29 protein-coding genes are annotated in these 26,520 nt (G+C 70.9%); 10 read left to right on the forward strand and 19 right to left on the reverse strand.

The features are described 5' to 3' along the window. Positions 1–7: 7 nt before the first annotated feature. From AB0F52_RS19945 to AB0F52_RS19955, 3 genes are all read right to left on the reverse strand, one after another. Positions 8–538 carry a DUF1707 domain-containing protein gene (locus AB0F52_RS19945; RefSeq protein ID WP_360172673.1) on the reverse strand — a complete coding sequence of 177 codons (531 nt, stop codon included), beginning with the start codon at positions 536–538 and terminating at the stop codon, positions 8–10. Between the two features lie 58 nt (positions 539–596). Further along, positions 597–2,390: an acetyl/propionyl/methylcrotonyl-CoA carboxylase subunit alpha gene (locus AB0F52_RS19950; RefSeq protein ID WP_360172676.1), complete on the reverse strand. Its 1,794-nt coding sequence runs from the start codon at positions 2,388–2,390 to the stop codon at positions 597–599. Between the two features lie 106 nt (positions 2,391–2,496). Next, on the reverse strand, positions 2,497–2,772 hold the full coding sequence (locus AB0F52_RS19955) for an SAV_915 family protein (RefSeq protein ID WP_199191507.1): 276 nt from the start codon (positions 2,770–2,772) through the stop codon (positions 2,497–2,499). Between the two features lie 114 nt (positions 2,773–2,886). Here AB0F52_RS19955 and AB0F52_RS19960 point away from each other — a divergent pair, with 114 nt between their 5' ends. Then, positions 2,887–3,609 (forward strand): hypothetical protein, encoded by a 723-nt coding sequence (locus AB0F52_RS19960; protein WP_360172680.1) that lies wholly within the window; start codon positions 2,887–2,889, stop codon positions 3,607–3,609. Positions 3,610–3,661: 52 nt separating this feature from the next. Here the strand turns inward: AB0F52_RS19960 and AB0F52_RS19965 are convergent, their stop codons facing one another. Beyond that, entirely contained in the window at positions 3,662–5,014 is a 1,353-nt protein-coding gene (locus AB0F52_RS19965) for a dicarboxylate/amino acid:cation symporter (protein ID WP_360172683.1), read from the reverse strand. A 100-nt stretch (positions 5,015–5,114) separates the two neighbouring features. Next, positions 5,115–5,744: a nucleoside triphosphate pyrophosphatase gene (locus tag AB0F52_RS19970; protein ID WP_360172686.1), complete on the reverse strand. Its 630-nt coding sequence runs from the start codon at positions 5,742–5,744 to the stop codon at positions 5,115–5,117. Positions 5,745–5,863: 119 nt separating this feature from the next. On the opposite strand from AB0F52_RS19970, the gene AB0F52_RS19975 reads away from it, so the two are divergent. Next, positions 5,864–7,714 carry a glycoside hydrolase family 3 N-terminal domain-containing protein gene (locus tag AB0F52_RS19975; RefSeq protein ID WP_360172689.1) on the forward strand — a complete coding sequence of 617 codons (1,851 nt, stop codon included), beginning with the start codon at positions 5,864–5,866 and terminating at the stop codon, positions 7,712–7,714. A 70-nt stretch (positions 7,715–7,784) separates the two neighbouring features. Here the strand turns inward: AB0F52_RS19975 and AB0F52_RS19980 are convergent, their stop codons facing one another. From AB0F52_RS19980 to AB0F52_RS19990, 3 genes are all read right to left on the reverse strand, one after another. Further along, entirely contained in the window at positions 7,785–9,398 is a 1,614-nt protein-coding gene (locus AB0F52_RS19980; protein ID WP_360172692.1) for a DHA2 family efflux MFS transporter permease subunit, read from the reverse strand. After that, positions 9,379–10,005, reverse strand: coding sequence for a PadR family transcriptional regulator (locus tag AB0F52_RS19985; protein WP_360172695.1), 627 nt, complete (start codon positions 10,003–10,005; stop codon positions 9,379–9,381). The genes AB0F52_RS19980 and AB0F52_RS19985 overlap by 20 nt, the downstream gene beginning before the upstream one ends. A 139-nt stretch (positions 10,006–10,144) precedes the next feature. After that, on the reverse strand, positions 10,145–11,713 hold the full coding sequence (locus AB0F52_RS19990; RefSeq protein WP_360172698.1) for a TROVE domain-containing protein: 1,569 nt from the start codon (positions 11,711–11,713) through the stop codon (positions 10,145–10,147). 479 nt (positions 11,714–12,192) lie between these two features. On the opposite strand from AB0F52_RS19990, the gene AB0F52_RS19995 reads away from it, so the two are divergent. Then, positions 12,193–13,086, forward strand: coding sequence for an LLM class flavin-dependent oxidoreductase (locus tag AB0F52_RS19995; RefSeq protein ID WP_360172701.1), 894 nt, complete (start codon positions 12,193–12,195; stop codon positions 13,084–13,086). Positions 13,087–13,095: 9 nt separating this feature from the next. Beyond that, positions 13,096–13,554, forward strand: coding sequence for a MarR family transcriptional regulator (locus AB0F52_RS20000; protein ID WP_360172704.1), 459 nt, complete (start codon positions 13,096–13,098; stop codon positions 13,552–13,554). Here the strand turns inward: AB0F52_RS20000 and AB0F52_RS20005 are convergent. Together AB0F52_RS20005 and AB0F52_RS20010 are read right to left on the reverse strand one after the other, a co-directional pair. Next, positions 13,545–13,766, reverse strand: coding sequence for an acyl-CoA carboxylase subunit epsilon (locus AB0F52_RS20005; RefSeq protein WP_360172707.1), 222 nt, complete (start codon positions 13,764–13,766; stop codon positions 13,545–13,547). The genes AB0F52_RS20000 and AB0F52_RS20005 overlap by 10 nt on opposite strands. Next, positions 13,763–15,400 (reverse strand): acyl-CoA carboxylase subunit beta, encoded by a 1,638-nt coding sequence (locus tag AB0F52_RS20010; RefSeq protein WP_360172710.1) that lies wholly within the window; start codon positions 15,398–15,400, stop codon positions 13,763–13,765. Before AB0F52_RS20010 ends, AB0F52_RS20005 begins: the two co-directional genes overlap by 4 nt. Positions 15,401–15,455: 55 nt before the next feature. Here AB0F52_RS20010 and AB0F52_RS20015 point away from each other — a divergent pair, with 55 nt between their 5' ends. Further along, a complete protein-coding gene (locus AB0F52_RS20015) occupies positions 15,456–16,241 on the forward strand; it encodes a GNAT family N-acetyltransferase (RefSeq protein ID WP_360172713.1) in 786 nt (261 codons plus the stop codon). Here the strand turns inward: AB0F52_RS20015 and AB0F52_RS20020 are convergent. From AB0F52_RS20020 to AB0F52_RS20045, 6 genes are read right to left on the reverse strand one after another with little or no spacing between them, the layout of a single operon-like run. Continuing rightward, positions 16,222–16,902: a DUF6338 family protein gene (locus tag AB0F52_RS20020; protein ID WP_360172716.1), complete on the reverse strand. Its 681-nt coding sequence runs from the start codon at positions 16,900–16,902 to the stop codon at positions 16,222–16,224. The genes AB0F52_RS20015 and AB0F52_RS20020 overlap by 20 nt on opposite strands. 6 nt (positions 16,903–16,908) lie before the next feature. Continuing rightward, the gene (locus AB0F52_RS20025) at positions 16,909–17,109 is read right to left on the reverse strand and encodes a hypothetical protein (protein WP_360172719.1); all 201 of its coding nucleotides are present in this window, start codon (positions 17,107–17,109) and stop codon (positions 16,909–16,911) included. 35 nt (positions 17,110–17,144) lie between these two features. Further along, positions 17,145–17,792, reverse strand: a complete 648-nt coding sequence (locus AB0F52_RS20030; protein WP_360172722.1) for a response regulator transcription factor — start codon at positions 17,790–17,792, stop codon at positions 17,145–17,147. Further along, positions 17,789–18,895, reverse strand: a complete 1,107-nt coding sequence (locus AB0F52_RS20035) for a histidine kinase (protein ID WP_360172725.1) — start codon at positions 18,893–18,895, stop codon at positions 17,789–17,791. The genes AB0F52_RS20030 and AB0F52_RS20035 overlap by 4 nt, the downstream gene beginning before the upstream one ends. A gap of 34 nt (positions 18,896–18,929) precedes the next feature. Next, on the reverse strand, positions 18,930–19,727 hold the full coding sequence (locus tag AB0F52_RS20040; protein WP_360172728.1) for an SRPBCC family protein: 798 nt from the start codon (positions 19,725–19,727) through the stop codon (positions 18,930–18,932). Positions 19,728–19,781: 54 nt separating this feature from the next. After that, a complete protein-coding gene (locus tag AB0F52_RS20045; protein WP_360172731.1) occupies positions 19,782–20,198 on the reverse strand; it encodes a MarR family transcriptional regulator in 417 nt (138 codons plus the stop codon). Positions 20,199–20,275: 77 nt separating this feature from the next. On the opposite strand from AB0F52_RS20045, the gene AB0F52_RS20050 reads away from it, so the two are divergent. After that, the gene (locus AB0F52_RS20050; protein WP_360172734.1) at positions 20,276–20,839 is read left to right on the forward strand and encodes an NAD(P)H-dependent oxidoreductase; all 564 of its coding nucleotides are present in this window, start codon (positions 20,276–20,278) and stop codon (positions 20,837–20,839) included. Here AB0F52_RS20050 and AB0F52_RS20055 read toward each other — a convergent pair. Then, positions 20,836–21,408: a TetR/AcrR family transcriptional regulator gene (locus AB0F52_RS20055; RefSeq protein ID WP_360172737.1), complete on the reverse strand. Its 573-nt coding sequence runs from the start codon at positions 21,406–21,408 to the stop codon at positions 20,836–20,838. The genes AB0F52_RS20050 and AB0F52_RS20055 overlap by 4 nt on opposite strands. A gap of 73 nt (positions 21,409–21,481) precedes the next feature. On the opposite strand from AB0F52_RS20055, the gene AB0F52_RS20060 reads away from it, so the two are divergent. Then, positions 21,482–22,672 carry an FAD-dependent monooxygenase gene (locus AB0F52_RS20060; protein WP_360172739.1) on the forward strand — a complete coding sequence of 397 codons (1,191 nt, stop codon included), beginning with the start codon at positions 21,482–21,484 and terminating at the stop codon, positions 22,670–22,672. Here the strand turns inward: AB0F52_RS20060 and AB0F52_RS20065 are convergent. After that, the gene (locus AB0F52_RS20065) at positions 22,638–23,003 is read right to left on the reverse strand and encodes a helix-turn-helix domain-containing protein (RefSeq protein WP_360172742.1); all 366 of its coding nucleotides are present in this window, start codon (positions 23,001–23,003) and stop codon (positions 22,638–22,640) included. The genes AB0F52_RS20060 and AB0F52_RS20065 overlap by 35 nt on opposite strands. Positions 23,004–23,085: 82 nt before the next feature. Here AB0F52_RS20065 and AB0F52_RS20070 point away from each other — a divergent pair, with 82 nt between their 5' ends. Both AB0F52_RS20070 and AB0F52_RS20075 read left to right on the forward strand, forming a co-directional pair. After that, a complete protein-coding gene (locus AB0F52_RS20070; RefSeq protein WP_360172745.1) occupies positions 23,086–23,937 on the forward strand; it encodes an NAD(P)-binding domain-containing protein in 852 nt (283 codons plus the stop codon). Continuing rightward, positions 23,934–24,683, forward strand: a complete 750-nt coding sequence (locus AB0F52_RS20075; RefSeq protein WP_360172748.1) for an SDR family oxidoreductase — start codon at positions 23,934–23,936, stop codon at positions 24,681–24,683. The genes AB0F52_RS20070 and AB0F52_RS20075 overlap by 4 nt, the downstream gene beginning before the upstream one ends. Here AB0F52_RS20075 and AB0F52_RS20080 read toward each other — a convergent pair. Further along, on the reverse strand, positions 24,667–25,443 hold the full coding sequence (locus tag AB0F52_RS20080) for an NAD(P)H-dependent oxidoreductase (protein ID WP_360172751.1): 777 nt from the start codon (positions 25,441–25,443) through the stop codon (positions 24,667–24,669). The genes AB0F52_RS20075 and AB0F52_RS20080 overlap by 17 nt on opposite strands. Positions 25,444–25,514: 71 nt before the next feature. Between AB0F52_RS20080 and AB0F52_RS20085 the strand changes: the two genes are divergently transcribed. Continuing rightward, a complete protein-coding gene (locus AB0F52_RS20085; protein ID WP_360172754.1) occupies positions 25,515–26,513 on the forward strand; it encodes a helix-turn-helix domain-containing protein in 999 nt (332 codons plus the stop codon). The last annotated feature ends 7 nt before the right edge of the window (positions 26,514–26,520 follow it).

The following is a 26,520-nucleotide window of genomic DNA, read 5'->3' on the forward strand; positions in this document are numbered from 1 at the left end:
GGCGGGATCAGCGGCCCATCTCGCGCCGGCGATCACGGTAGGAGTCGCGCAGTTCGCGGCGGCGCTCCCGGTCGCGCAGGTGCCGGTCCCGGCGGTCGTGGTGGTCGTGCCCGTGGCCCCACATCGCCCGCCCGAAGACGCTCAGCCCGATCGGGATGAGGATGAGCGTGCCGTGCACGACGCCGGTGGCGATCAGCGCGATCGTCGCGATCCAGACCAGCGGGAGGAACGCGGCGACGAACCGCTGCCCGCCGTTCCAGCCGTCGGGCGAACGCGGTGGCGCCGGCACGGGTTCCTTGGGCGGTTCGGGTGCGGCGACGGCCGGTGGGGCGTCGTCGTAGCGCGGATGCGGTGCGGGCAGGTCGGTGAAGATCTCGACGAGTTCGCCGCGCGTCTTGGCCGCGGTGATCCGGGCCGAGCGTTCGCCGTACTCGTCGATGTCGATCCGGCCCGCGCTCATGTGCTCCCCGAGCGCGGACAGCGCGGACTCACGGTTCTGGTCGCTGATCCGCAGCTGCGGAGACGGGACTTCGGTCACGTAGTCGATGGTAGGCCGCCCCGGGGGCGGCCCACCACGACATCTGTAACGAACCGCGCTACTTGAGCTCGAGAAGCTGCGTGCCCTGCGTCACGGCGGCGCCGACCTCGACCGAAAGCCCGGTGACGGTGCCCGCTTTGTGTGCGGTGACCGGGTTCTCCATCTTCATCGCCTCGAGGACGACGATCAGCTCACCGGCTTCGACCGTCTGGCCCTCTTCGACGGCCACCTTCACGATCGTGCCCTGCATCGGTGCGGTGACGGCGTCGCCGCTCACCGCGGCCTTGCCGCCGCCGGCACGCTTGCGCGGCTTCGCCTTGACACCGGTGCCGCCCCCGCCGCCGCCTTCGAGCGCGAACCCGCCCGGCAGCGACACTTCGAGCCGCCGCCCGCCGACCTCGACCACGACGTTCTGCCGCGGCTCCTCTTCGGCGGCTTCGACGTCCGGCGCCACGAACGGCTCGATCTGGTTGTCGAACTCCGTCTCGATCCAGCGCGTGTGCACGCTGAAGCCGTTCTCGTCGCCGATGAACGCCGGGTCGTTCACGATCACGCGGTCGAAGGGCAGGACCGTCGCCATGCCTTCGACGACCATCTCGTCGAGCGCGCGGCGGCTGCGCTCCAGGGCGTTGTTCCGGTCCGAGCCGGTGACGATCAGCTTGGCCAGCATCGAGTCGAACTGCCCGCCGACGACGCTGCCGGCTTCGACGCCGGAGTCGACGCGCACGCCCGGGCCGCTCGGCGCGACGAACTTCGTCACCGTGCCCGGCGCGGGCAGGAAGCCGCGGCCGGCGTCCTCGCCGTTGATGCGGAACTCGATCGAGTGGCCGCGCGGCTCGGGGTCCTCGGTGATCCGCAGCTTCTCGCCGCGCGCGATCCGGAACATCTCGCGCACCAGGTCGAGCCCGGTCGTCTCCTCCGACACCGGGTGCTCGACCTGCAGCCGGGTGTTGACCTCGAGGAAGGAGATCGTGCCGTCGACGGCGACGAGGTACTCGACCGTGCCGGCGCCGTAGTACCCGGCTTCCTTGCAGATCGCCTTCGCGGATTCGTGGATGCGCTTGCGCTGCTCGTCGCTCAGGTACGGCGCGGGCGCCTCCTCGACGAGCTTCTGGTGCCGGCGCTGCAGCGAGCAGTCGCGGGTGCCGACGACGATCGCGTTGCCGTGCATGTCGGCCAGCACCTGCGCCTCGACGTGCCGCGGCTTGTCCAGGTACCGCTCGACGAAGCACTCGCCGCGGCCGAACGCGGCGACCGCCTCACGCGTGGCCGACTCGAACAGCTCGGGGATCTCTTCGCGGGTGCGCGCGACCTTCAGGCCGCGGCCGCCACCGCCGAACGCGGCCTTGATGGCCACCGGCAGGCCGTGTTCGTCGGCGAACGCGACGATCTCGGCGGCGTCCTTGGCCGGCTCCTTCGTGCCCGGCACCAGCGGCGCGCCCGCGCGCGTGGCGATGTGGCGGGCGGTGACCTTGTCGCCGAGGTCGCGGATGGCCTGCGGGCTCGGCCCGATCCAGGTCAGCCCGGCGTCGAGGACGGCCTGGGCGAAGTCCGCGTTTTCGGAGAGGAAGCCGTAACCCGGGTGCACCGAATCGGCGCCCGAACGCTTGGCGGCGTCCAGGAGCTTGTCGAAGTTGAGGTAGCTCTCGGCCGCCGTGGTGCCGCCGAGCGCGAAGGCTTCGTCGGCCAGCCGGACGTGTGGCGCGTCGCGGTCCGGATCGGCGTACACCGCGACACTGGCCAGGCCAGCGTCCTTCGCGGCTCTGATGACGCGTACCGCGATTTCGCCACGGTTGGCGACCAGGATCTTGGTCACCGGACCACCCGTGGATTCGCCGACCTGCTCGGCCACCCCGCACCTCCTGCGTCCGACAGCTGCATTGCTGACCGCCCACGCGGCATCAGGGAAGTCTACGGATATGCGGTCGGGAGTCTCTTGAGTGAGAGGTGAACCACGCTCAGACGTGGTGGCGGAGCTCCTGCGGCAGCGGCGAGTCGAGCACGATCACGTCGTACGGGTTCGCGGCGTGCACCTTCGCCAGGTGCTCGGTGTTCACCAGCGCCCACGGCTGGTGCTCGCCGCAGCAGTCGATCAGCCGGTCCAGCGCGGTGAAGGCGACCAGCGCGGTGCGGCCGTCCGGCGTGCGGCGCAGCTCGATCGACGCGCCTTCGGTCTCGGCGCTGGCCGGGCCGGTCGGGAGGTACAAGGCGGGAGGCAGGTTCGGGTTCGTCACCCGGACAACATAGACGGACACGTTCCGCTACTCGTGACCCCGTCGGGTTGAACCCACCACATCGCGCCGGGGCGCTTCCGACGCACAGTCGCGAAGCGGCTTACGCTCTGTCTTATGCGGACTACGGCAGCGCGGACGCCCCGGTCGGCGCTGCTCACCGCGGTGCTGGCCGCGGTGGTCACGGTCGGCGCGATCGGCGCCGTGTTCCTGCTGCGGCCGCGGCCCGAGGCGGCCCCCGGACTGGCCGAACCCGCCGCCGCACCGGTGAAGCCCCTGGTGACCTGCGGCGGCGGTCCGTGCCGCCAGCTCGCGGCGGTGACGGTCGGGGGCACCCCGGTGGTGCTGCTGACCGACACCACGGGCGGTTCGGCCCGCCTGCGCGTCGGACCCGAGCCGGGCACGGTGTTCGAGCTGTCGATCGCGCAGCTGGGCGTGCGGCTGGACCAGAACTCGCTGCGCTGCATCGACGGCCCGGCCCCGGCGTGCCTGGTCCGCGGCGACGTCGGCGACGACGGGACGGCCGCGTACGGCGAGCTGCTCGTCGGCAGCGGGGGAGTGTGGCGCGACCCGGGCAAGCCGTTCTACGCGGACGCCGGGACGCTGTCGCTCTACGACGTCACGGCCGACGCCAGCCCGGACGTGATCGTGGTCCGCCACGACTGCCCGGACTCCGCGGCCGGCACCCCGAAGTGCACGGCGGCGCCGGTGCTGGGCGAGGTGTACGACCTGGCGGGCCGGTCGGTGGGCTGCACGCGGCGGGTGACGTCGCCGTCGGACCTGCGCGGCTGGCCGGATATCCGCCTGACCCACGCCGACCTCCGCACCTGCCCGTCCTGAACGCCGTGGAGGCCGCCTCGAACACTCGAGACGGCCTTCGCGGACTCCTGCGTCAGGCGGGGGCGGGTTCCGTGTGGCGGGCCGTCGAGCCGTCGTCGGTGTGCAGCGGGTTGTCCGTCGGGGCGTTGAGGACCTCGTCGTCGAGGAGGCCTTCGCTGCGCGCCACGATCGTCGGGACGACGATCTGGCCGGCCACGTTCGTCGCCGTGCGCATCATGTCCATGATCGGGTTGACGGAGTAGATCAGCGCCAGGCCCAGCGCCACCTGCTTGGCGTCCAAGCCGATGAAGGACGTCGTCAGGGTGAAGGCCGTCAGCCAGCCCGTGGTCCCGGCGGTCGCCAGTGCGCCGACCACGGCGACCACGACGATGCCCACGTACTGCCAGAAGTTCAGCGACACCCCGGCCAGGTTGGCGACGAAGATCGCCGCGATCGCCGGGAACACGGCCGCGCAGCCGTCCATCTTGGTCGCGCTGCCCAGCGGGGTCGCGAAGGCCGCGTACGCCGGCTGGACGCCGAGGTTCACCGCGGACTGGCGGGTCAGCGGCAGCGTCGCGGCCGAAGACTGCGAGGCGAACGCGAACTGGATCGCCGTGCCCGCCTTCGCGAAGAACTTCAGCGGGCTGACCTTCGCCACGAACTGCAGCAGGATCGGGTAGACGACGAACAGCACGAGCAGGCAGCCGACGTACACCGCGAGCGTGGTGGAGAACAGCGGCCGGAACAGCGCGTCGCCGTAGTTCGACACCGCCGCGCCGATCAGGCCGATGATGCCGATCGGGGCGAGCCGGACGATCCAGCCCAGGTAGCGCTGGATGATCTCGAACACGCTCGTCGTGAAGTCCACGAACGGCTTCGCCTTCTCACCCAGGCTGTAGGCCGCGGCACCGATGATCAACGCCAGGAACAGCACCTGCAGCGTCTCGCCGTCGGAGAACGCTTTCACGAAGTTCTCCGGCAGCAGCCCGTTGACGAAGGCGTCCCACGAGCCCCAGTGGTCGACGCTCTTGGCCGCCTTGTCGGCGTTCTTGGCGGTCGCTTCGACGCCGCCGAGCCCGCCGGCGCCCGGGTTGAAGATCCGGCCGACCGCGATGCCGATCAGCGACGCGATGAACGACGTGATGGCGAACCACAGCACGGTCTTGCCGCCGAGGCGCGCGGCGGTGCGGCCGCCGCCGAGGCCCCGGAGGCTGTTGATGCCGACCACGATCGCCGTGAAGACCAGCGGGATCACCGCGATCTGCAGCAGCGTCGTGAAGATGGTGCCGATCTGGTCGAGGAGATCGGTCAGCCAGCCGGCCTCGGTCTGCCGCGCGACGACGCCGAGGAGGGCGCCGACGACGAGCGAGCCGAGAACCGCGGCCGCGAACACCCGCGGCTTGGTGTATGTCCGTACGAAAGACACGGGGCGACTCCGGTGCTCGAAAGTTTCCTGTCTTGCCTCGTGAAGAGAACGTTAGGCAAGAGAGGACTCTTCCGGATCACCCGTTGGTGTGGCGCCCTTCTCAGGATGCGGGAGGCCGCCAGAGATCCACGACACTGACGCCGACCTCGGCCAGCAGCCGGCGCGTCAGCGGCAGGCTGATGCCGATGACGCTCGTGTGGCCGCCGTCGAGCCCTTCGACGAACCAGCCGCCCAGGCCGTCGATCGTGAAGCCGCCGGCGACGTTGAGCGGCTCGCCGCTGGCGACGTAGGCGTCGATCTCGTGCTCGCTCGGCGTGCTGAACCGGACGGTGGTCGATTCCCAGCCCGCGGTCTCCTTCGCGCGCCTCCCGCCGTCGAGCCGGACGACCGCATGACCGGTGAGGAGTTCGCCGGATGTTCCCGCCATCGCGGCCCAGCGGCTGCGGGCAACGTCCGGTGAGCCCGGCTTGCCGACCATCTGCCCGTGGATCGAAAGCATCGAATCGCAGGCGACGACGACGGCGTCCGGATGGGCCGCGGCGACCTGGTCGATGACCGCTTCGGCCTTGGCCGCGGCGAGGGCCATGACCAGCTCGGAAGGGGACGGATCGGGCAGGGAAGCGGCGACCGCGTCCTCGTCGACGCCGGAGACGAACACGGCGGGATCGAGGCCCGCGGAACGCAGGAGGGCGAGCCGGGCGGGGGACTGGGAGGCGAGGACGAACTGCACGACTGAAACTTACTTGACCAGGCGGCCGTGACCGAATTGTGACCGGCGTCACTCTCGGGGAGAGCTATTTTGTTGTGGCTCGCAACTTATAGATCGACGGATCGTCACGGAGAGACCACATGCCGCTCCTCCGCACCAGAAGATCGCTGCGAACCACTGTTCTCGCCGGTCTGCTCCTCGCGGGCACGGCTCTCGTCCCGATGGCGTCCGCCTCCGCGACGCCGCTCTACAAGAACCCGCGTGCCTCGGTGGCCGACCGCGTCACGGACCTGATGGCCCGGATGACGCTCGACGACAAGGTCGGGCAGATGACCGAGGGCGAGCGCGGCGCCGCGACCCCCGCCCAGTCCGCCGCCGCCCGGCTCGGCTCCATCCTCTCCGGCGGCGGTTCGACGCCGGCCCCGAACACCCCGCAAGCGTGGGCGGACATGATCGACGCCTACCAGAAGGCGGCGACGTCGACCGGCCTCGGCATCCCGATCATCTACGGCTCTGACACCGTGCACGGCCACAACAACGTCTACGGCGCCACGGTTTTCCCGCACAACATCGGCCTGGGGGCCGCGAACGACCCGCAGCTGGTCGAGAACATCGGCGCGATCACCGCGGACGAAGCCGCCGCCACCGGCGTCAAGTGGGGCTTCGCGCCCTGCCTGTGCGTCGCCCGCGACGACCGCTGGGGCCGCACCTACGAGTCCTTCGGCGAGGTCCCCGACAACGCCGTCGCGAACTCCGTCATCGTCGAAGGCCTGCAGGGCCGCTCGCTCGGCGACCCGGCGTCGATCCTGGCCACGGCCAAGCACTTCATCGGCGACGGCGGCACCACCGGCGGCGTCGACCAGGGCAACACCCAGATCAGCCTCGACGAGCTGCGGAAGATCCACTTGCCGCCGTTCCAGGCCGCGGTGAACCACGGCGTCGGCTCGGTGATGATCAGCTTCAACAGCTGGAACGGCGTGAAGGACCACGGCAACAAGTTCCTGATCACCGACCTGCTCAAGGGCGAGCTGGGCTTCTCCGGGTACGTGATCTCCGACTGGAACGGCATCGACCAGATCGACGGCCAGACCGGCTTCACCGCGGCCGAGGTCAAGCAGGCCGTCAACGCCGGGATCGACATGGTCATGGTCCCCAACGACTACCTGAAGTTCGTCAGCACGCTCAAGGCCGAAGTCCTCAACGGACACATCCCGATGGCCCGCATCGACGACGCCAACCGGCGGATCCTCACGAAGAAGTTCGAACTGGGCCTGTTCGAGCACCCCTACACCGACCGCTCGCTGCAGAAGGACTTCGGCAGCGCGGCACACCACGCCGTGGCGCGGCAGGCGGTGCGCGAGTCGCAGGTGCTGCTGAAGAACGACGGCGTGCTGCCACTGGCGAAGCAGAACAACAAGATCTTCGTGGCCGGGAAGAACGCCGACGACATGGGCAACCAGGCGGGCGGCTGGACGCTGACCTGGCAGGGCCAGAGCGGCGCGCGGGTCATCCCGGGCACGACGATCCTCGACGGCATCAAGGCCGGTGCCGGGAAGGGCACGGGGGTGACCTATGACCGTGCGGGTAACGGAATCGACGCCGGCTACCAGGTCGCCGTCGCCGTGGTGGGCGAAACGCCGTACGCCGAAGGGCAGGGAGACCGGCCGGGCGGACTCGCCCTCGACGCCGAAGACCTCGCCCTCATCGGCAAGCTGAAGGCCTCGGGCGTGCCCCTGGTCGTGGTGACCGTCTCGGGGCGGCCGCTGGACATCGCGGCGCAGCTGCCGTCGGTCAAGGGACTGGTGGCGGCCTGGCTGCCGGGCTCGGAAGGCGCCGGCGTCGCGGACGTGCTCTACGGCGACTACAACCCGACCGGCAAGCTGAGCTTCACCTGGCCGACGAGCTCTTCCCAGGAACCGATCAACGCCGGTGACGGCAAGCAGGGCCTGTTCCCGTACGGGTACGGCCTGTCCTACCGCCGCCACCGCTAGACCACCGCTCCCGCGGTCCGTGCAGGCCCCCGATCCGGTCCCGACACCCGGATTCGGGGGCCTGCCCGGTTCAGGCCGTGGCCGCTTCGGGCACCGGCGCCGGGGATTCCCAGCGCGGCTTGACCCGCTGCATCACCGCCGCCGAGATCACGCCGAGCAGGAGCACGCCCATCGGCAGCAGCATCGTCACCCGGGCGGCGTCGGTCAGTCCACTGTGGACTGCCTCGGTCGCCAGCTTCCCCGCCTGCGCGGCGATCTCGGCGGGCAGGCCCGGCATCGGGGCCGGGCCGCCGGCCGAGCCGAACTCCCCGGTGCTCGCCGCCGCGTGCGCGATCCCCTCGGTGAACGGCGCCCGGTACTGCTCCGGCAGCTGCGAAGCCGCCTTCGTGGCCTCGTCCGCGATGGACGCGCTGATCCGCGCCTGCAGCAGCACGCCGATCGCCGCACTGCCGAGCACGCCACCCACCTGGCGCGCGGTGTTGAAGATGCCGGACGCGGTCCCGGCGAGCCGCGGCTCGACCGAGCCCATCGTCAGGTTGCTCATCGGCGAGAAGATGCAGCCGATGCCGAGCCCGCACACCAGCAGCGCCGGGACGAACGTCCACGGGTTGCTGTCCGGCGTCGCCTGCAGCGCGATGATCCCGAGCCCGGCCGCGAGTGCCGCCAGGCCGAACATCACCAGGTACTTGCCGTTGACCTTGTCCGACGCTCGCCCGACGAACGGTGCGATGATCCCGGACAGCAGCGACATCGGCGCGGTGAGCAGCCCGCCCATGGTCGGGCTCAGCCCGAGCACCGACTGGATGTAGATGACCAGCGGCAGGAACATGCCGGTCATCGCGAAGCCGACGGTCGACGCGGTCAGCGTCCCGGCCGAGAAGTTCCGGTTCGAGAACACCTGCAGCGGCAGCAGCGGCTCCCGTTTGTTGAAGCGCTGCCACACCACGAACGCGATCAGCAGCAGCACGCCGGCGGCGATGATCTCGAAGACGGTGATCCCGCCGAAGACCGTGCCCCAGTCGTACTGCTGGCCGTTCTGGACGCCGAACACGATGCAGAGCAGCGCGGCACTCGAGAGCACGATCCCCAGCAGGTCGAACGAGTGCGAGTGCTTCGGCTGCCAGTCCGGCACCAGGAAGAGGGTCAGCACGACGGCGATCACGCCGATCGGCACGTTGACGAAGAAGATCCACTCCCAGCCGAAGTGGTCGACGAGCACGCCGCCGAGCAGCGGGCCCGCGATCGTCGCCAGCCCGGCGACGCCACCCCACATGCCCATCGCCGGGCCGCGCTTGGCCGGCGGGAACAGGTGCGTGATGAACGCCAGCGTCTGCGGCGTCATCAGCGCGGCGCCGAGCCCCTGCACGGCCCGCGCGGCGATGAGCATCTCGACGTTGCCGGACAGGCCGCACCACAGCGAGGCGCCGGTGAACACGAGCAGGCCGGCGAGGAACACGCGCTTCGGGCCGAAGCGGTCACCGAGCCGGCTGGTGAAGAGCATCGGCACGGCGTAGGTGAGCAGGTAGACGCTGATCACCCAGACGATCGAGTTCAGCCCGGCGCCCAGCTCGCGCAGCATGGTCGGGATCGCGATCGACACGATCGTCGTGTCGAGCAGGATCATGAAGAAGCCGAGGCACAGCGCGCCCAGCGCAGCCCACGGATTAGCTTGTCTTGCGTTCATCGTCGTCTTCCTTGGTGATGAGCGTGAGCTTGGGTTGTCCCTCGTCCTGGAACGGGATCCGCCCGGACCGCAGGTCGTCGTGGAGCCGCTCGGTCCACCCGAGCTCGAACTTCCGGTGGTCGCACTGGTAGCGCCAGTCCAGCCAGTAGACCGGCGGCGTCCCGTCTTCGGCCAGCCGCTGCAGCACCGCCTCGTCGGCGGCCACCGCGGCGCGCAACCGCGTGATCCGGTGTTCGAGCTCGATCAACGAGCTTTCCTTCCCCAGTTCGTCGATCACGGCGAGCCCGGACAGGAAGGCGGGGAACTCCTCGGCGAGGTCACCGAGCAGTTCGCGGCCGCGCTGGTTGAACTCGTCCAGTCCGGTCTGCGTCATGCCGTAGACGGTCCGTTCGGGCCGCCGGCCGTCCCGCTGCGTGTCGACGATCTCGATGAAACCGCTGCGGTGCAGGCGTTCCACGGTGTGGTAGAGCGAGCCGGCCTTCACGTTGACCCGCGTGCTGACGTACCGCTCGCGCATCACCTGCGTCATCTCGTACGGGTGCATGGGCTTCTCGTGGAGCAGCTCCAGCACGGCGATGCCGAGTGGCGTCAGCTTGGCCGCGGCCATCAAGTGATCCCTCCAGGTCGGTTATTCCACGTGGACTATACGACGTGGGCTAGGGGGTGGTCCACGGTCATTCCTGTGACGGTCCGTACACAGCGTGAAGGCCCCCATGCTCTCGTCACGGGGGCCTTCACGGCGTCTCTCAGAACGGCCAGTCTGCGCGCTGACCCCGCTCGAGCAGCGGGATCATCCGGAAACCCTGGTCGGTCAGGCCGCCGAAGGTGTGCCGGTGCCCGCCGCCGGACGGCGCGTGCCCGGCCCGGTAGCCGGCGAGGTTCCAGGTGTACAGCGGCACGCGTGCGGGCAGGGCCTGCCCGACGTCGCCGTACGAGGCCTGCTCGTCGGTGAGGATCACGACGCGGTCGTGGTTCGCGAAGTGCTTCTTTACCGCGCCCGCCGTGTCGGTGCCGCCGCCGATGAAGTACCCGCCGGACTTCCAGCGCTCGACGTCGCTCAGCAGCGAGCCGCCCCGGCGGACCTTGAACACCTTGGTGCCCCGGCCCCAGCAGCCGTCCGAGAACGACACGACGTCGGCCTTCGCGCAGCGCCGTCCGAGCGCGAGGCCGAACACCGCGGCCGCGTCCCACCGCATCAGGCTGCCGTCCTTGCCGAAGCGGTCGTTCATCGACGCCGACGTGTCGACGAGGATCAGCGTCCGCCCGGCCAGCGACGGCACGTTGGCCAGCGCGTGCGCGATCGCCTGCTCCAGCGCCCACGCCCACCGCAGCGACGGCGCCGCGCGGTAGGCCGACAGGAACCGCATGGGCAGCTGCCGCGACTTCGCGACCTGCGCCGGATCGGCGAGCCGCTCGGCGACCTGCCGCGCGACGGTGTCCGAGACGCCGGCCTCGTCGAAGTTGCGGAGGTTCCGCAACAGGGCCATGTAACCCATCGACGGGATCAGCGCCTCCCAGACGCGCGCGTCCAGGGGACCCTGCAGCCACCCGGCGACGGACTCCCACGTCATGCCCGCCGCCCGCAGCACGTCCGCGGCGTCCGGCCGGTCGAAGAGCTTCCGGCGGTCGCCGACGTCCCGGCTCATGAGCTCCGCGCGGGCGCGCAGGGTGCTGAGGGCGTCCGGGATCGCGTTGCCGCGGTCGTGCCGCTCGTCGAGGATGTGCTTGAACAGCTCGCCCCCGCCGGCCGGGTGGGTCAGCTCGAGCACGTCGGCGAACCGGAAGGCGTGCGCGGCGGAGTCCCACTTGACGAAGGACCGCTCGTCGTACAGCCGCACCGCCGCATCGGCGATCCCGCGCTTGACGGGCTTCGGCACGGCCCGGCCGTGCACGGAAGTCCAGTAGGCGAGCAGCTCACCGGGCTCGTCGGCCCGCTGCAGCACGTCGGCGACGACCTGACGGCTCAGCCCGTCGAGACCGGCGTCCCGCCGCGCCTTGGCGAACTCGGCGGCACCGACCAGTGACGCCGTCCGCAGGTTCGCGCCGGAGCGCAGCCAGCGCAGGAATCGTACGGTCCACTGTGGATCGTCCAAGGTGGACTTCCGGACGAGCTCGGCGTAGCGCGTGTCGCGCGTGTCCGCGGACTCGTAGAAGGCGTGCTCGCCGACCATGTTGGTGACGGCGAGCAAGAAGAGCTCGGACTTGGTGTCGCGCGCGTAACCGGCGCCACCCTCGTGCGTGACGGTGGACGGCGTGGCCTCGCCGCGGACCGGAGAGGTCGCGGCGGGTGCTCGTGCGGTGTTGAACTTGCTCACTTTCTTCCCCCTCTTGCGGAGGGAGCCACGGCCACAGCGATGCCCGAGATCGAAGTCGGTGAAGGTACACAGCTGCTCTGCCACTGAGCTACCGGACCGTGTGGTCCGGGAGGGATTCGAACCCCCGACCTGCCCACTGAGAGGAAGTAACCCTCGCCTGCGCACCGGGCATCGGTGTGGCCGTGGCTCCCGAGATCGGTGACGCACCGGGAGTGCGGATGAAGTTGGGTGCCCGAGGTCTCGGTCGGCGAAGGTGTGTTGACCGGTCACCGTGAGGTGGCCGGGTTTGGATTCGAACCAATGATCACCGAAGTAACCTTCCCCGTCGCACCGGGCGAAACCAAGGTAGCAAGCGATCGCCGGCGGCTCGACTCATTTTCCGGCCGGGCCGCGCGAGGTCTCACCGCCCCGAAAGACAAGTAGTTCGCATCAAGAACTACCTATGCTATGTTCGTAGTACGAACTAACTGGGAGGAATCATGACGCACTTCGGCATCGGCGTGTCCACCTCGGTCACCGCTGTCCCCGACACCCTGAAGCTGGCCGTCCAGGCCGACCGTGGCGGGCTCGACCTCGTCACCGTGTCCGATCATCCCTATTTCGCCGACCGGCTCGACGCGTACGCCGAACTCGGTGTCCTGCTGGGCAAGACCGAACGGGTCTCCGGCCTGGTCAGCGTCACCAACCTGCCGACGCGGCCCGCGGCGATGCTCGCCCGCACGATCACCTCCCTGTCCGCGCTGACCGGGGGCCGGATCGTGCTCGGCATGGGCGTCGGCGGACTGTGGGACGACATCGCGCGGCTCGGCTTCACCAAGCTGACGCCGGGGCAGGCCGTCCGCGCGTTCGAGGAGGGGATCCGGCTGGTGAAGCTGCTGGGCGGGGGCGGCGAGCCGGTCACCTTCGACGGCGAGTTCTACCAGGTCACCGCCCTGGAGCCGGCCGCGGAAGCGATGCCGCCGGTGTGGACCGGGTCGGTCGGGCCGAAGTCCCTCGCCGTCACCGGGCGGGTGGCCGACGGGTGGATGCCCGGGCGCGCCGCCGACTGGCTCAGCGAGCGCTACCGCACTTCGCGCCCGCTGATCGACGAGGCGGCGGTGGACGCCGGGCGCGACCCCGGTGACATCGCCACCGTCTACAACTTCCCCGGACGCATCACCGCGGAGCCGCTCGCGAAGACCCGCGCCGAGGACGGACGCTGGATCGGCGGCTCGCCCGCGCAGTGGATCGAGGAGCTGACCGGCGCGGTGCTGGAGCACGGCGCGGCCGGATTCGTGCTCTTCGGGGCCGACCGCACCACACCCGACGAGGTCGCCGTCGCGCGGTGGGCCGAGGAGATCGTGCCCGCCGTGCGCGAGGCCGTCGCGAAGTAGGCTGAGCGGATGGGGAAGAGCGGGACGGACATCGGTGTGGTGGCCGGGCTCGTGCGGGCATCGTTCCTGGTGAACGCCGTCTACGCCGAGTCCGCCCGCGAGTACGGGCTCACCGTGCAGCAGGGGCAGCTGCTGTGCGTGCTGATGGGCCGGCCGTACGGGATGGGCGACCTGGGCGCCACGCTCGGCCTCGAAAAATCCAGCCTCACCGGTCTGGTCGACCGGGCGGTCAAGCGCGGGCTCGTCCGCCGCGAACCCGACCCGGACGACCGCCGCGCCGTGCACGTCGTCCTGACCGGGGAAGGCCACGAGCTCGCGGAGGACTTCTACGCGGCGACGTGCCGCCGCGTCGACGAGCTGGCCGCGAGCCTGGGCACCCCGGACCGCGACCGGCTCGCGGGGCTGCTGGGCACGATCGTCCGGGAAAACCAAGCCCCGACGGTGTTCCTCGACGCCCTTCAGCCCTGAGGCAGACCCGAAGCGCGCCAAGCCCCTTCGCCCGGGCGAAGCGGCCGACGCAGCGAAGCGGCGTGATCGCCCCACCACGACGAACGCGGCTTCGGCTTCTCCGGCGCCTTCGCGGCCGACGCCGCGGCGACGACCGCCGTCAGCGCCGCCAGCTCGGCGTCGCTCGGGTTTCCGTGGACCACCCGCAGCAGGGGCTTCTTTTCCTCGCTCACAGCGGGATGTTCCCGTGCTTCTTGGGCGGCAGCGACTCCCGCTTGTTCCGCAGCAGCGACAGTGCCCGCGCGACGTGGCCGCGGGTGTGCGCCGGCACGATCACCGAGTCGACGTACCCCCGCTCCGCCGCCGCGTACGGGTTCAGCAGCGTGTCCTCGTACTCCTGGATCAGCTCCGCGCGGAGCTGATCCACGTCGCGGCCCTCGTTGGCCGCGTTGGCCAGGGTCTTGCGGTGCACGATGTTCGCCGCGCCCTGGGCACCCATCACCGCGACCTGCGCGGTCGGCCAGGCCAGGTTGATGTCCGCGCCGAGGTGCTTCGACCCCATGACGTCGTACGCGCCGCCGTAGGCCTTGCGCGTGATGATCGTGACCAGCGGGACGGTGGCCTCCGCGTAGGCGTAGATCAGCTTCGCGCCGCGGCGGATGATGCCGTTCCACTCCTGCTCGGTGCCCGGGAGGAAGCCCGGGACGTCGACGAAGGTGAGCACCGGGATGTTGAACGCGTCGCAGGTGCGGACGAACCGCGCGGCCTTCTCGGACGCGTCGATGTCGAGGCAGCCGGCGAACTGCGTCGGCTGGTTCGCCACCACGCCGACGCTCTGGCCGTCGACGCGGCCGAAACCGACGATGATGTTCGGTGCGAACAGCTCGTGGACCTCGAGGAAGTCGCCGTCGTCGACGACCCGGGTGATCACCTCGTGCATGTCGTACGGGGTGTTCGGCGAGTCCGGGATGATCGTGTCGAGCTCGCGGTCGGCGTCGGTGACGTCGTCGAAGAACCCGGCCGGGCTGTCCGGCGATTCGAACACCGGCGCGTCCGACAGGTTGTTCTGCGGCAGGTAGGAAAGCAGTTCCTTGACGTAGGCGATGGCGTCCTCGTCGTCGGAACCGAGGTAGTGCGCGACGCCGGACTTCGTGTTGTGGGTGCGGCCGCCGCCGAGCTCCTCGAAGGTGACGTCCTCGCCGGTGACCGTCTTGACGACGTCCGGGCCGGTGATGAACATCTGCGAGGTCTCGTCGACCATCACGACGAAGTCGGTCAGCGCGGGGGAGTAGACGTGCCCGCCCGCGTTCGCGCCCATGATCAGCGAAATCTGCGGGATGACGCCGGAGGCCTGCACGTTGCGGCGGAAGATCTCGCCGTAGAGGCCGAGCGAGACGACGCCCTCCTGGATGCGTGCGCCGCCGCCCTCGTTGATGCCGACGATCGGGCGCCCGGTCTTGATCGCCAGGTCCATCACCTTGACGATCTTCTCGCCGTACACCTCGCCGAGGCTGCCGCCGAAGACGGTGACGTCCTGGCTGAACACGCACACCGGACGGCCGTCGACGGTGCCGTAGCCGGTGACGACGCCGTCGCCGTAGGGCCGGTTCTTCTCCTGGCCGAAGTTGGTCGAGCGGTGCCGGGCCAGCTCGTCGAGCTCGACGAACGAGTTCTCGTCGAGCAGCAGCTCGATCCGCTCGCGCGCGGTCTTCTTGCCCTTGGCGTGCTGCTTCTCCACCGCACGGGCCGAACCGGCGTGCACCGCCTCGTCGTACCGGCGGTAGAGGTCGGCCAGCTTGCCGGCCGTGGTGTGGATGTCCGGTTCATCCTCGGGCGGCGTCCCGAGCGGCTCCGTCGCACTGCTCATGCCACGGGAGCTTAACTACTTGTCGGTCACTTGGCGTGTGGCGTAGGCAACGTCCATGGAGATCCGGACCCTCGCCGCCGCCGACCTGCCCGCCTGCTCCGACCTGGCCGAGTCCCGCTCGTGGCCGCGGGAACCACCGAAGTGGCAGCTGCTGCACGAGGTCGGCCGGGTGTTCGGAGTGGCCGCGCCGGACGGCGACGGCCTGGCGGCGGCCGCCGTCCTGGTGCCGTTCGGCTCGGTGGCGTCGATCTCGATGGTCCTGGTCGCACCTCGCTACGAGCGGCAGGGCCTGGGCCGCGCGATCACCGCGCACGCCGTCGCGGCGGCGGGGGACCGGGTCGTCTGGCTGCACGCGTCGAAGTTCGGGCGGCCGTTGTACGAATCGATGGGGTTCGTCCCCGATGGCGGTTGCCAGGGCCACACCGGGACGTTCGCCGATGACGGCGGCCCGGGAGCTTCGCCCGGCTCGCTGTCCGACGTCTTCGCGCTGGACCTCGCGGCCCAGGGCGTCGACCGGCGGCCGCTGCTGGAACGGCTGGGGGAGCCCTACGTGGTCGACGGCGGCTTCGCGTTCGGGACGGACATCGGCCACGTGACGGTGATCGGCCCGGTCGTCGCGGCGACCGAGGAGCAGGCGCGGCGGCTGATCCGCGGGGTGGCGCGGTCGGTGCCGGGCGAGGTGCGGGTGGATCCGGACCACCGGTTCCCCGGCCTGACGACGTGGATCCGCGAACGGGGGCTGGTCCCGGGCGCCCCGGCACCGCGGCTGGTCCTGGACGGCCGTCCGCTGCCCGGAGATCCGTCGATGCGGTTCGCCCCGTTCACCCGGGCGGTGGGGTGAGGGGTTCGCCGGTGACCGCGTCCAGGTACGTCACGCGCAGGTAGGCGATCTTCGAGCCCGGGATGACCACTCGCCGCCAGTCCTCGCCGATGACCTTCGTTCCCGCGTCGTTCTCGCAGGTCAACGCCGCACCCTCCAGGACCAGCTCACGGTCGGCGAGCGGACCCGACGGTGTGTACGAGCGGACGTACCCGTAGAACGACGTGCCGTTCTCCAGCTGGGCGTGCGCCCACGCGCGGCTGCCGATGGGCCGGTCCGTGCGCAACGCCTGGGCCCACGCCGAGCGCTGCTGGACCGTGGCCGCTTCGCCGCGTCGGCGGGCCAAGAACGCTTCGAACCCCGTCGCGAGCGCGCACGCCACGGCCAGCTCGACGGCGACGCTGACGACGATCAGCGTCAGGTGCTCGCGCGCGTAGGCCTCACCGCGGGTCAGCCAGCCCACCGGGCTGACGAACAACCGGGCGCCGGCCGCCTGCACCGCCGTCATGAGCAGCACGGAGACCAGCGTGAAGACGAGACTGCCGAGGGCGACGCGGGAAGCCTCGCGGAACGCCGTCTCCTGGTGGCGGCCGCGGCGGCGTTCGCGGCGCAGCTCGAACACGATGCCCGGCGCGACGAGCGCCAGGAACCCGGCGAGCGCGCCCAGGGTCTGGGGGATCACGACGGCTCAGCCGGTCGGGCCGCCGCGGCGGGGCGGGGGTCCGTCCTCCGAGTCGAGTTCGCGCATCGGCTGGTGCGGGCCGTGGCCGGGCACCCCGCCCTGGTTGCCCCAATCGGGACGCGACTCCGGCTCCCAGTCCTCGTCCGGCGGCACGAGCGGCGGCGGGAGGAGCTCGTCCTCGCCCGGCTCGCGACGTTCGGTGCTCATCGGATCCCCCCTCGTGATCGGCCGTTCCACCCTACTCAGGACGCCGTCGGCCGGACCAGCCCGGATTCGTACGCCGCGATCACCAGCTGCGCCCGGTCGCGGGCCGCGAGCTTGTGCAGCAGCCGGCCGATGTGCGTCTTCACCGTCGCGATGCCCAGGTGCAGGCGCGCCGCGATCTCGTCGTTCGACAGGCCGCGGGCGATCAGCGACAGCACCTCCTGTTCGCGGGCCGTCACGCCGTCCAGCCGGGTCACCGGGCCCGACGGCAGCCGGGCGAACTCCGCCACCAGGCGCCGCGTCACCGACGGCGCCAGCAGCGCGTTGCCGGACGCCACGACGTCGATCGCCGCCAGGAGGTCCGCCGGGCGGGTGTCCTTCAGGAGGAACCCGCTCGCGCCCGCGCGCAGCGCCGAATAGACGTACTCGTCGAGGTCGAACGTCGTCAGCATCAGTACCCGGACGTCGGATTCCGCGCAGATCCGGCGGGTCGCCTCGATGCCGTCCATCTCCGGCATCCGGACGTCCATGAGCACGACGTCCGGCCGCTCGACGCGGGTCAGGGCCACCGCCTCGGCGCCGTCGGACGCCTCGCCGACGACTTCGAGGCCCGGCGCGCTGTCGACCAGCACCCGGAAGCTTCCGCGCAGCAACGCCTGGTCGTCGGCGATCAGGACGCGGGTCATCGGGCCGTCACCGGTGCTTCGTAGGGCAGCCGCGCGAAGACGCGGAAGCCGGTTTCGCCGGGCGCCGCGGAGAATTCCCCCGCGTAGACCGCGACGCGTTCGCGCATCCCGATCAGCCCGTGGCCGGGGACGGCCTCGCCGCCGCGGCCGTCGTCGAGCACTTCGATCGCCACCTCGCCGTCGCCGCCGGTGACGTGGATCCGGCACGTCGCCGCGCCCGCGTGCTTGACCACATTGGTCAGTGCCTCCTGCACGATCCGGTACACCGACTGGCCGACCCCGCCCGGCAGCTCGGTGAGGCCGTCGACGACCAGGTCGACGGCGGGACCCGCCTGCTGCGCGCGTTCGGCGAGCGCCCGCAGGTCGTCGAGCGACGGCGCGGGCGCCAGCGCCGGGACGCCGGTGCCGTCGCGCAGCACGCCGAGCACGCGCCGCAGCTCGGCCAGGGTCTCGCGGCTGGTCTCTTCGATGACGCGCAGGGCGTCGCGGGCCTGGTCGGGCTGTTCGAGGGCGACGTGGTTGCCGACCGCCGCCTTCACCGCGATCAGGCTCATGCTGTGCGCGACGACGTCGTGCATCTCCCGCGCGATCCGCAGCCGTTCCGCCGAAACCGCTTGCTGGGCATGGGTTTCCCGCTCGATCGCGGCGTGCTCGCGGCGGCCGTGGACGGCGATGCCGAGTGCGAACCCCACGATCAGCGCCGACGCGCCGAAGTTCACCGTCGTCGCCGAGCTCGGGTTCGGCACCGCGATGCCGACCACGCCGACGCCGACCAGCCCGGCCACGAACCCGACCCGGGTCGCCCGGCTGCCGTGGGCCACCACGAAGGTGTACAGCGCACAGCCCGCCGCCACGACGGCGATCGCCAGCACCGGCCCGCCGATCGGCACCGCCGCCGCGGTCATCACCAGCGAAAGGATGTAGGCGGGCCGCGGCCACCAGCGCCGCAGCAGGATCGGCACGACGCTCCCCACGAGGATGGTCCAGCCGAGCCAGGCGGGCAGCCACAGCGGCAGCGTCCACGCGCCGGCGGCGAGGTTGCCGCCGGCCCCCAGGGTCAGCACCAGGACGGCCAGCACGTCCAGAACGACGCGAATGCGCATGAACCGACCGTAATGCGGACCTCCGGCCCGCGCGTCAACCTTGGGTCGGATGCTCCGCGTAATGCTTCTTCACGGCTTCGACGCGCTCGGGCGGCCAGTCCGGCAAGGTGACGCCGTGGGTCGCGGCGAACAGCTTGTCCAGTTGCTCGTGGCGCCGGGCCAGCTGCGCCGGGACGTCGTCGCCGGCCGCTTCGGTGAACTCGACCCGGGTGCCTTCGAGGGGGTCCTGGAGCACGTGCCAGCCGGGTTCGTCCGGCAGCAGGGCCCGGACCTCGTCCACCGGCTTCCAGACGAGGTCGCGGCGGAAGCGGATCGTGCCGTCGCCGAGGACTTCGCCGTCGTCGAGGCCGAATTCCTCCACATAGGACGCCATCCGCCCGTGCCACTCCCGCGGTTGCGCGAAGTCCCGCCCGGCCAGGCGGGCGGCGAGCGCGTCGAGGCAGGTGTCCCAGCCCGCGGCGGTGCGGCCCGCCGCGAGCTTCGCGATCGCCGGGTCGCCGCGGCCGAAGGTGTGGGTGAACTCCAGCAGGCTGCCGTCGCCGTCGGGGGAGATCAGCCAGCGCAGCGTGTCGTCGTTCCAGACGAAGGTGAATTCGCGCGGCGGGTCGGCGGTGACGACCTGCCCGGTCGTCGTGTCGTCCTGGCCGGGGAAGGTGAACCGGATCGCGCCGCCCGCGCGCAGTTCTACGTCGACCTTCGCGGGGAACCAGTGCTCGAGCTCCGCCGGGTCGGTGATGGCGTGCCAGACCTTTTCGGGCGGGTGCTTCAGGCGGCGCTCCAGCCGGAGCGCCGGACGTTCGCCGTCGGTCTGCAGCTTCGCTCGTCCGGACACGCGTCCTCCCGTGGGTTGCCTGTCCCGGTATATAACCACTGAGGAATATTCGGGTCAAGCGCCGCGGACGGCGGCGACGGCGGCGGCGAGTTCCGGGTCGCTCGCGGCCTTGTCGAGCGCGGTCCGCAGCACCGCGCAGTACGTCGGTTCGGTTTCGCTGTAGCGCTTGCGGCCGGTGTCGGTGATCACCGAGTAGACGCCGCGGCGGTCGTCTTCGCACAGGTCGCGGATGGTCAGGCCGGCTTCTTCGAGGCGGGCGCACATCCGGCTGACCGAGCTCTGGTTGAGGCCGATCGCGTCGGCGAGCTCCTGCATTCGTAAGCCACCGCGGGGACCCGCGACCAGTCTGCCGAGGGCGCGGTACTCGGACAGCCCGAGCCCGTGGCGCCGCTGCAGCGCTTTGGCGAGTTCCTGCTCGATCCGGGCGTGCAGCACGAGCACGCGGCCCCAGGCCAGTTCGTCGACGGTCATTTCCGGCCTCCTCTTGACGCCAGGATAGTCCAGGGACAGTATTTATATGTACATGCAAGTACATCGAGAGGGTGGACATGAGCGACCGCAGCTTCCTGTTCCTGGTCGGCGCCGCGCGGGCCGGGGGCAACACCGAAATGCTGGCCAGGCTGGCGGCCAAAGAACTGCCCAAGGACGTCGAGCAGCGGTGGATCCGGCTGCCCGAGGTGCCGCTGCCGCCGTTCGAGGACCGCCGCCACGGCGCCGGTGCGCACCCGGAGCCCGGCGAGAACGAGCAGCTGCTGATGGACGCGACCTTCGCGGCGACCGACATCGTGATCGTGTCGCCGGTGTACTGGTACTCGGTGGCGGCGAGCGTGAAGCTCTACCTCGACTACTGGTCGGGCTGGATGCGGCTGCCGGTGGAGTTCAAGCCGCGGATGCGCGGCAAGGCGCTGTGGGGCGTCAGCGTCTTGAGCGAGACGGCGCGCGAGGCCCAGCCGCTGATCGGCACGCTGGAACTGTGCGCCGAGTACCTGAGCATGAACTGGGGCGGCGTCCTGCTCGGCAACGGCAGCCGCCCCGGCGACGTGCTCCTGGACGCCGACGCGACGGCAGCCGCGCGAACGTTCTTCGCCGGGGCGGACCTGGTCGCCGTCTAGGTCAGGACGTCCTTCGCGATCAGGCGCAGGCCGCACGCCAGGTCGGCGCCCGATGGCGCGTGGTCCGGGTCGATCAGCCACTGGAGCATCACGCCCGACAGCAGGGCCTGGTGCACCGTGCCGGCGGCCCGGGCCTCGGCGCTCCCGTCGTCGAGGCCCTGGAAGAGGTTCGCCAGGCCGTGCCGGGCCAGTTCGACGGCGTTCGCCAGCTGGGCGCGGACCTGCTCGTCGAGGTCCGGCTGGGAACAGGCCTCGAAGCTCACCGCCCACATCCGGCGGTGCTCGCCGAACGACTCGATCACGCGCTGCCAGATCAGCTCGAAGCGCTCGGCCGGTGGCGTGTCCGGCGGCGTCTCCACCTGCAGCGTCTTCGCCAGCGTTTCGCTCCACTCCTCGTTCGCCTCGATCAGCGCGGCGTTGAGCAGCGCCTCGCGCGAACCGAAGTGGTAGCCGATGGCCGCCATGCTCACGTTCGCCGCCGAAGCCAGGTCTCGCACCGTCGTGCGGGCGTAGCCCTTCTCGTACAGGCAGCGCTTGGCGCCCGCCAGCAGTGACTCCTTGTTGCCCATGGACGGAGCCTAGCACGAACGTCTTAGGCGAACGCCTTGCGCGATCGCCCAAATCGGGGTTACCGTGCTTGGCATGCAGAACAGACGAGTCCTCATCTCCGGCGCGAGCGTCGCCGGCCCCGCGCTGGCCTTCTGGCTCCGCCGTCACGGCTTCACGCCGACGGTCGTCGAACGCGCTCCCGAACTGCGCGACGGCGGCTACGCGGTCGACTTCCGCGGCGCGTCGATGCGGGTCCTCGACCGCATGGGCCTGCTGGGCGCGGTCGAAGCGGCGGCGACCCGGATGGGCGAAGTGACCTATGTGGACAGAGCGGACCGGCCGCTGGTGGTCACACCGCCGACCTACCAGAGCGGCGAACTCGAGATCCTGCGTGGCGACCTCGCGCGCATCCTGTACGACGCGACGCGGGACGGCGTCGAGTACGTCTTCGGCGATTCCGTCACCGGCATCGCCGAGCACGGCGACGGCGTCACGGTCACCTTCGCCCACGGCGAACCGCGCGAGTTCGGCCTGGTCATCGGGGCCGACGGGCTGCACTCGAACGTGCGGTCGCTGGCTTTCGGCGAGGAGTCCCGGTTCCGGCGCGACCTCGGCTACTACGTCTCGATCTTCACCGTGCCCAACCACCTCGGCCTCGACCGCGCCGGCCGGTTCTACAACGAGCCGAACCGGACCGTCGGCGTCTACAGCGCGCGGGACAACACCGAGGCCAAGGCGCTGTTCTGGTTCGGCGCCGACCGGCTCGACCACGACCCCCGGGATGCCGCGCAGCAGCGCCGGATCGTCGAGGAGAAGTTCCGCGACGTCGGCTGGGAGACGCCGGCGCTGCTGGCGGCCATGCGGGAAGCGCCGGACTTCTACTTCGACTCGGCGAGCCAGATCAAGCTGGACTCGTACGCACGCGGGCGCGTCGCGCTGGTCGGCGACGCCGCGTACTGCGCCGCACCGCTCTCGGGAATGGGAACGAGCCTGGCGATCGTCGGTGCGTACGTGCTCGCGGGCGAGCTCGCGGCCGCCGGCGGCGACCACGCGACGGCGTTCGGCGCCTACACCCGCGAGATGCGCGGGTTCGTCGACGCCTGCCAGAAACTGGCCGAGGGCAACGGGAAGTGGTTCGTCCCGCCGACGCGGGGGTGGCTGAAGTTCCGCAACCTGAACTACCGGCTGCTGCCGTACCTGCCGTGGCGCAAGCTGATCGAAGAGCTGCCGCTCAAGGCGGGCAACGCGATCACGCTGAAGCCGTATGCGGTGGCGCCGGCGTGACGCCCCGGCGCTCCGCGATGCCGGCCATGTTCTCCTCGCCCCAGTCACCCAGCGGCAGCAACGCCGTGTTCAGCCGCTGACCCAGCCCGGTCAGCGAGTACTCGACCTTCGGCGGGATCTCGTGGAACACCTCGCGGTGCACGATCTCGTCCGCCTCCAGTTCCCGCAGGGCCTGGATCAGCATCTTTTCGCTGATCCCCGCCACCTTGCGCTTCAGCTCGCCGAACCGCAGCGGCTCGGCGTGCAGCGCCCAGAGGATCAGGGCCTTCCACCGGCCGCCGATCACGTCGACGGCCGCGTCCAACCCGCAGCGGTACGTTCGAGGCTGCATCCAGGATCCTTACGTTTTGGTGGGTACCTGACTTATTAGTCGGTACTTGTCCAGTGTAAAGCGCGCCAGCAGCATGGAATCCATGGGAGAAAGCCAGAAACACGTGGGCGTGCTCGGCCTGGGGCGGATGGGCGCCGCCCTCGCCGGGGCGCTCTTGGGGGCGGGACACGACGTCTCGGTGTGGAACCGGTCGCCGCTCAAGGCGGGGCCGCTGCTCGACCGCGGCGCCCGGCTCGCGGCGACACCGGCGGAAGCGGCTTCGGCCGACGTCGTCCTCAGTTGCCTGTCCACCTACGACACCCAGCGGCCCGTGCTCGAAGCCGCTACGCCGAAAGTGCTCGTCAACCTCACGTCCGGGACGCCGGAGCAGGCGCGGGGCGCCGCGAAGTGGGCGGCTTCCGAGGGCATCGACTACGTGGACGGCGTGATCATGGCCGTACCGCAGGGCATCGGCACACCGGCGGCGCAGATCCTCTACGGGGGCTCGGAACCGGCGTTCGCGGCGCAGCGCGACGTGCTGGAAGTGCTGGGCGCACCGGTGTTCCTCGGCGAGGACGCCGGCCTGCCGGCGCTGTACGACCTGGCGCTGCTCGGCATGATGTGGTCGACGATGGCCGGCTACCTGCACGCGCTGGCGCTGGTCGGGACCGAGGGCGTCACGCCTGAGCAGTTCGCGCCGATGGCATCGGCGTGGCAGTCGGCCGTCGGCGGGTTCCTGCCGGGCATCGGCGAGCAGGTCGCGAGCGGCGACTACACCACCGATGTGTCCGCTTTGGACATCAACGCGGCGGGACTCGGCTTGCTGGTCGAGACGAGCCGCGCGCAGGGGATCAGCACAGCGGTGCCCGCGGTGCTGCGGGAGTTGTTCGACCGAGCGGTCGCGGCGGGCCACGGTGCGCACGCGATCGCCAGCGTCATCGAGGAGATCCGGTGAAGTACCAGGAAAAGAAGGCCGTCGTCGCCGGCGGCACGCACGGGATGGGGCTGGCGGTGGTGCGCGCCCTGCTCGACGGCGGCGCGGAGGTGCTGCTCACCGGCCGGGACGTGACCCCGCTGGCGGGAACGCTGCCGGGCAAGGCGCACCTGCTTTCCTCGGACGCGGCGCGCTTGGCCGACGTCGCCGAGCTGGGTGAGGTGGCCGCGCGCACGCTCGGTGAGCTGGACCTGGTGTTCCTCAACGTCGGGTTCTCGACGCTGACGCCGCACGAGGACGCGACGCCCGAGCTCTACGACCGGACGTTCGACGTCAACACCAAGGGCGCGTACTTCACGGCCCGGCGGCTCGCGCCGCTGGTCCGGCCGGGTGGCTCCTTCGTCTTCACGACGTCGGTCGCGGCCGAGGCGGGGATCGCCGGGATGGGCCTGTATTCGGCGGCGAAGGCGGCGGTGCGCTCGTTCGCCCGCACGTACGCGGCCGAGCTGGCGCCGCGCGGGATCCGGGTGAACGTGGTCAGCCCCGGGTACACGGACACGCCGACGATGGGGGTGACCGGTGTGCCGGAGTCCGTCCTGGCGGAGTTCAAGGCGATCGGCGACGAGATCACGCCGTTGAAGCGCCACGCCACCGCGGAGGAGGTCGCGGCGGCGGTGCTGTTCCTGGCGTTCGAAGCGACGTTCACGACGGGCGCCGACCTCCCCGTGGACGGCGGTCTCGGCCAGCGGCTCACCCTGCCCGCGTGAGGTGGGCGCCCAGGCCGGTGACTCCCGGCGCGCGGTCGGGGCGCAGGACGAGTTCGTCGTCGTAGTCGCCGCCGTTCTGCGTGCGGAACGGGATGGGCTCCTCGGTTTCGAGCGTCCGCAGGCGTTCGCGAAGCAGGTCCCGCGCCTCGGCGAACTCGTCGTCCGGCACGCGGTCGGCGCCGTAGACCGCCACCGGCGGTAACACCGGCATCCCCGCGTAGAAGAGGGTCCCGTGGTGCAGCGGGAACAGGATGTCGTCCAGTGCGCCGTTAACCCCGCGCGGCCCCATGGACGGCTCGCGGGCACCCGCGGTGAGCACCACCATCGCGCGCTTGCCCGCGAGCCGGCCCTCGCCGTAGCGCAGGGTCCGGCCGTCCTCGGCGCGGACGCCGTACCCGAAGCCCTTCACGAAGACGCGGTCGAACCAGCCCTTGAGGATCGCCGGCAGGCCGTACCACCACAACGGGAACTGCACGACGACCGCGTCCGCCCAAGCCAATTTTTCCTGCTCGGCCACGATGTCCGCGCTCAGCTCGCCGCGCGCGTGCGCCCGGGCCGACGTCGCCCCGATGACCAGCCGGCCGTCGTCGGCTTCGGCTCCGAAGTCGGCGGCGTCGACCACCGGGTTCCACTTCATGGCGTACAGGTCCGACTCCCGGACGTCGTGGCCGAGCTCCCGGAGCGTCCGGAGCCCGTCGTCACGGAGGGCCCCGCTCAGGGAGCGCGGCTCGGGATGCGCGAAAACCCACAAGACGTTCATGACTTCGATGGTCATCCGGCCGCCCGGTTTGATCGAGTGGCCGGAAAGCCAACATGTGCAAGAATCGAGCCATGGCCGAATTCGTGCACCCGAACCGCCACCACGTCGCCGTCCTCGTTCGCCACGGCATGCTGGTGATGGAGCTGGGCATCGTCCACCGCCTGTTCGGCCAGGCCCGCTCGGCGTCGGGGGAGCCGCTGTACGAGGTCGTGACCTGCACGCTCGAGCCCGGCTTGGTGCGCACCGACTCCGACGTCGCCATCCCGGTCGACCGCGGCCCCGAGGTGCTGGCCGAGGCCGACACGGTGATCGTCCCGGCGTCCCTGGTGGAGTACGAGCCGCTGGCGCGCGTGCTGACCCCGCCGCTCGAGGTCGCCCTCGGCCGCATTCCGCCGGCCGCGCGCATCGCGTCCATCTGCACCGGCGCGTTCGTGCTCGCCGCGGCCGGCCTGCTCGACGGCCGCCGCGCCACCACCCACTGGCGTTCCGCCGAGGAACTGCAGGAGCGGTTCCCCGAGGTCGACGTCGACCCGTGCGTGCTCTACACCGACGACGGCGACGTGCTGACCTCGGCGGGCGTCGCCGCCGGAATAGACCTGGTGCTGCACATGATCCGCCGCGACCACGGCACGGCGGTGGCCAACGAGGTCGCCCGCGGCACGGTCGTGTCCCCGCACCGCGAAGGCGGCCAGGCCCAGTTCGTCCGGCGGCCGGTCCCCGAGCCCCGGACGTCGTCGACGAAGGCGGCACGAGCCTGGGCGCTGGAGAACCTGCACCGGCCGCTGACCCTGCGCGAGCTCGCCGCCCGCGAGGCGATGAGCACGCGCACGTTCACCCGCCGCTTCCGCGAGGAGGTCGGCATCTCGGCCCTGCAGTGGCTGACCCAGCAACGGGTCGAGCGCGCCCGCCAGCTCCTCGAGGAGACGGACCTGCCGGTCGACCGCGTCGCCACGGAAGCCGGCTTCGGCGCGGCGGCCTCGCTGCGCCAGCACTTCCAGGCGGCGCTCGGGGTGTCGCCGAGCGCGTACCGGTCGACCTTCCGCGGAGAACTGGCTGTTCAAGCGGGCTGAAATTTCG

It is taken from the genome of Amycolatopsis sp. NPDC024027, assembly GCF_040638975.1.
GTDB lineage: Bacteria > Actinomycetota > Actinomycetes > Mycobacteriales > Pseudonocardiaceae > Amycolatopsis.

Coding starts and splice junctions, on each gene's coding strand:
- AB0F52_RS19960 (WP_360172680.1), top strand. CDS start 2,887: ATGCGGACTACGGCAGCGCGGACGCCCCGGTCGGCGCTGCTCACCGCG.
- AB0F52_RS19975 (WP_360172689.1), top strand. CDS start 5,864: ATGCCGCTCCTCCGCACCAGAAGATCGCTGCGAACCACTGTTCTCGCC.
- AB0F52_RS19980 (WP_360172692.1), bottom strand. CDS start 9,398: ATGAACGCAAGACAAGCTAATCCGTGGGCTGCGCTGGGCGCGCTGTGC.
- AB0F52_RS19985 (WP_360172695.1), bottom strand. CDS start 10,005: ATGGCCGCGGCCAAGCTGACGCCACTCGGCATCGCCGTGCTGGAGCTG.
- AB0F52_RS19995 (WP_360172701.1), top strand. CDS start 12,193: ATGACGCACTTCGGCATCGGCGTGTCCACCTCGGTCACCGCTGTCCCC.
- AB0F52_RS20000 (WP_360172704.1), top strand. CDS start 13,096: ATGGGGAAGAGCGGGACGGACATCGGTGTGGTGGCCGGGCTCGTGCGG.
- AB0F52_RS20010 (WP_360172710.1), bottom strand. CDS start 15,400: ATGAGCAGTGCGACGGAGCCGCTCGGGACGCCGCCCGAGGATGAACCG.
- AB0F52_RS20015 (WP_360172713.1), top strand. CDS start 15,456: ATGGAGATCCGGACCCTCGCCGCCGCCGACCTGCCCGCCTGCTCCGAC.
- AB0F52_RS20025 (WP_360172719.1), bottom strand. CDS start 17,109: ATGAGCACCGAACGTCGCGAGCCGGGCGAGGACGAGCTCCTCCCGCCG.
- AB0F52_RS20030 (WP_360172722.1), bottom strand. CDS start 17,792: ATGACCCGCGTCCTGATCGCCGACGACCAGGCGTTGCTGCGCGGAAGC.
- AB0F52_RS20035 (WP_360172725.1), bottom strand. CDS start 18,895: ATGCGCATTCGCGTCGTTCTGGACGTGCTGGCCGTCCTGGTGCTGACC.
- AB0F52_RS20045 (WP_360172731.1), bottom strand. CDS start 20,198: ATGACCGTCGACGAACTGGCCTGGGGCCGCGTGCTCGTGCTGCACGCC.
- AB0F52_RS20050 (WP_360172734.1), top strand. CDS start 20,276: ATGAGCGACCGCAGCTTCCTGTTCCTGGTCGGCGCCGCGCGGGCCGGG.
- AB0F52_RS20055 (WP_360172737.1), bottom strand. CDS start 21,408: ATGGGCAACAAGGAGTCACTGCTGGCGGGCGCCAAGCGCTGCCTGTAC.
- AB0F52_RS20060 (WP_360172739.1), top strand. CDS start 21,482: ATGCAGAACAGACGAGTCCTCATCTCCGGCGCGAGCGTCGCCGGCCCC.
- AB0F52_RS20065 (WP_360172742.1), bottom strand. CDS start 23,003: ATGCAGCCTCGAACGTACCGCTGCGGGTTGGACGCGGCCGTCGACGTG.
- AB0F52_RS20070 (WP_360172745.1), top strand. CDS start 23,086: ATGGGAGAAAGCCAGAAACACGTGGGCGTGCTCGGCCTGGGGCGGATG.
- AB0F52_RS20080 (WP_360172751.1), bottom strand. CDS start 25,443: ATGAACGTCTTGTGGGTTTTCGCGCATCCCGAGCCGCGCTCCCTGAGC.
- AB0F52_RS20085 (WP_360172754.1), top strand. CDS start 25,515: ATGGCCGAATTCGTGCACCCGAACCGCCACCACGTCGCCGTCCTCGTT.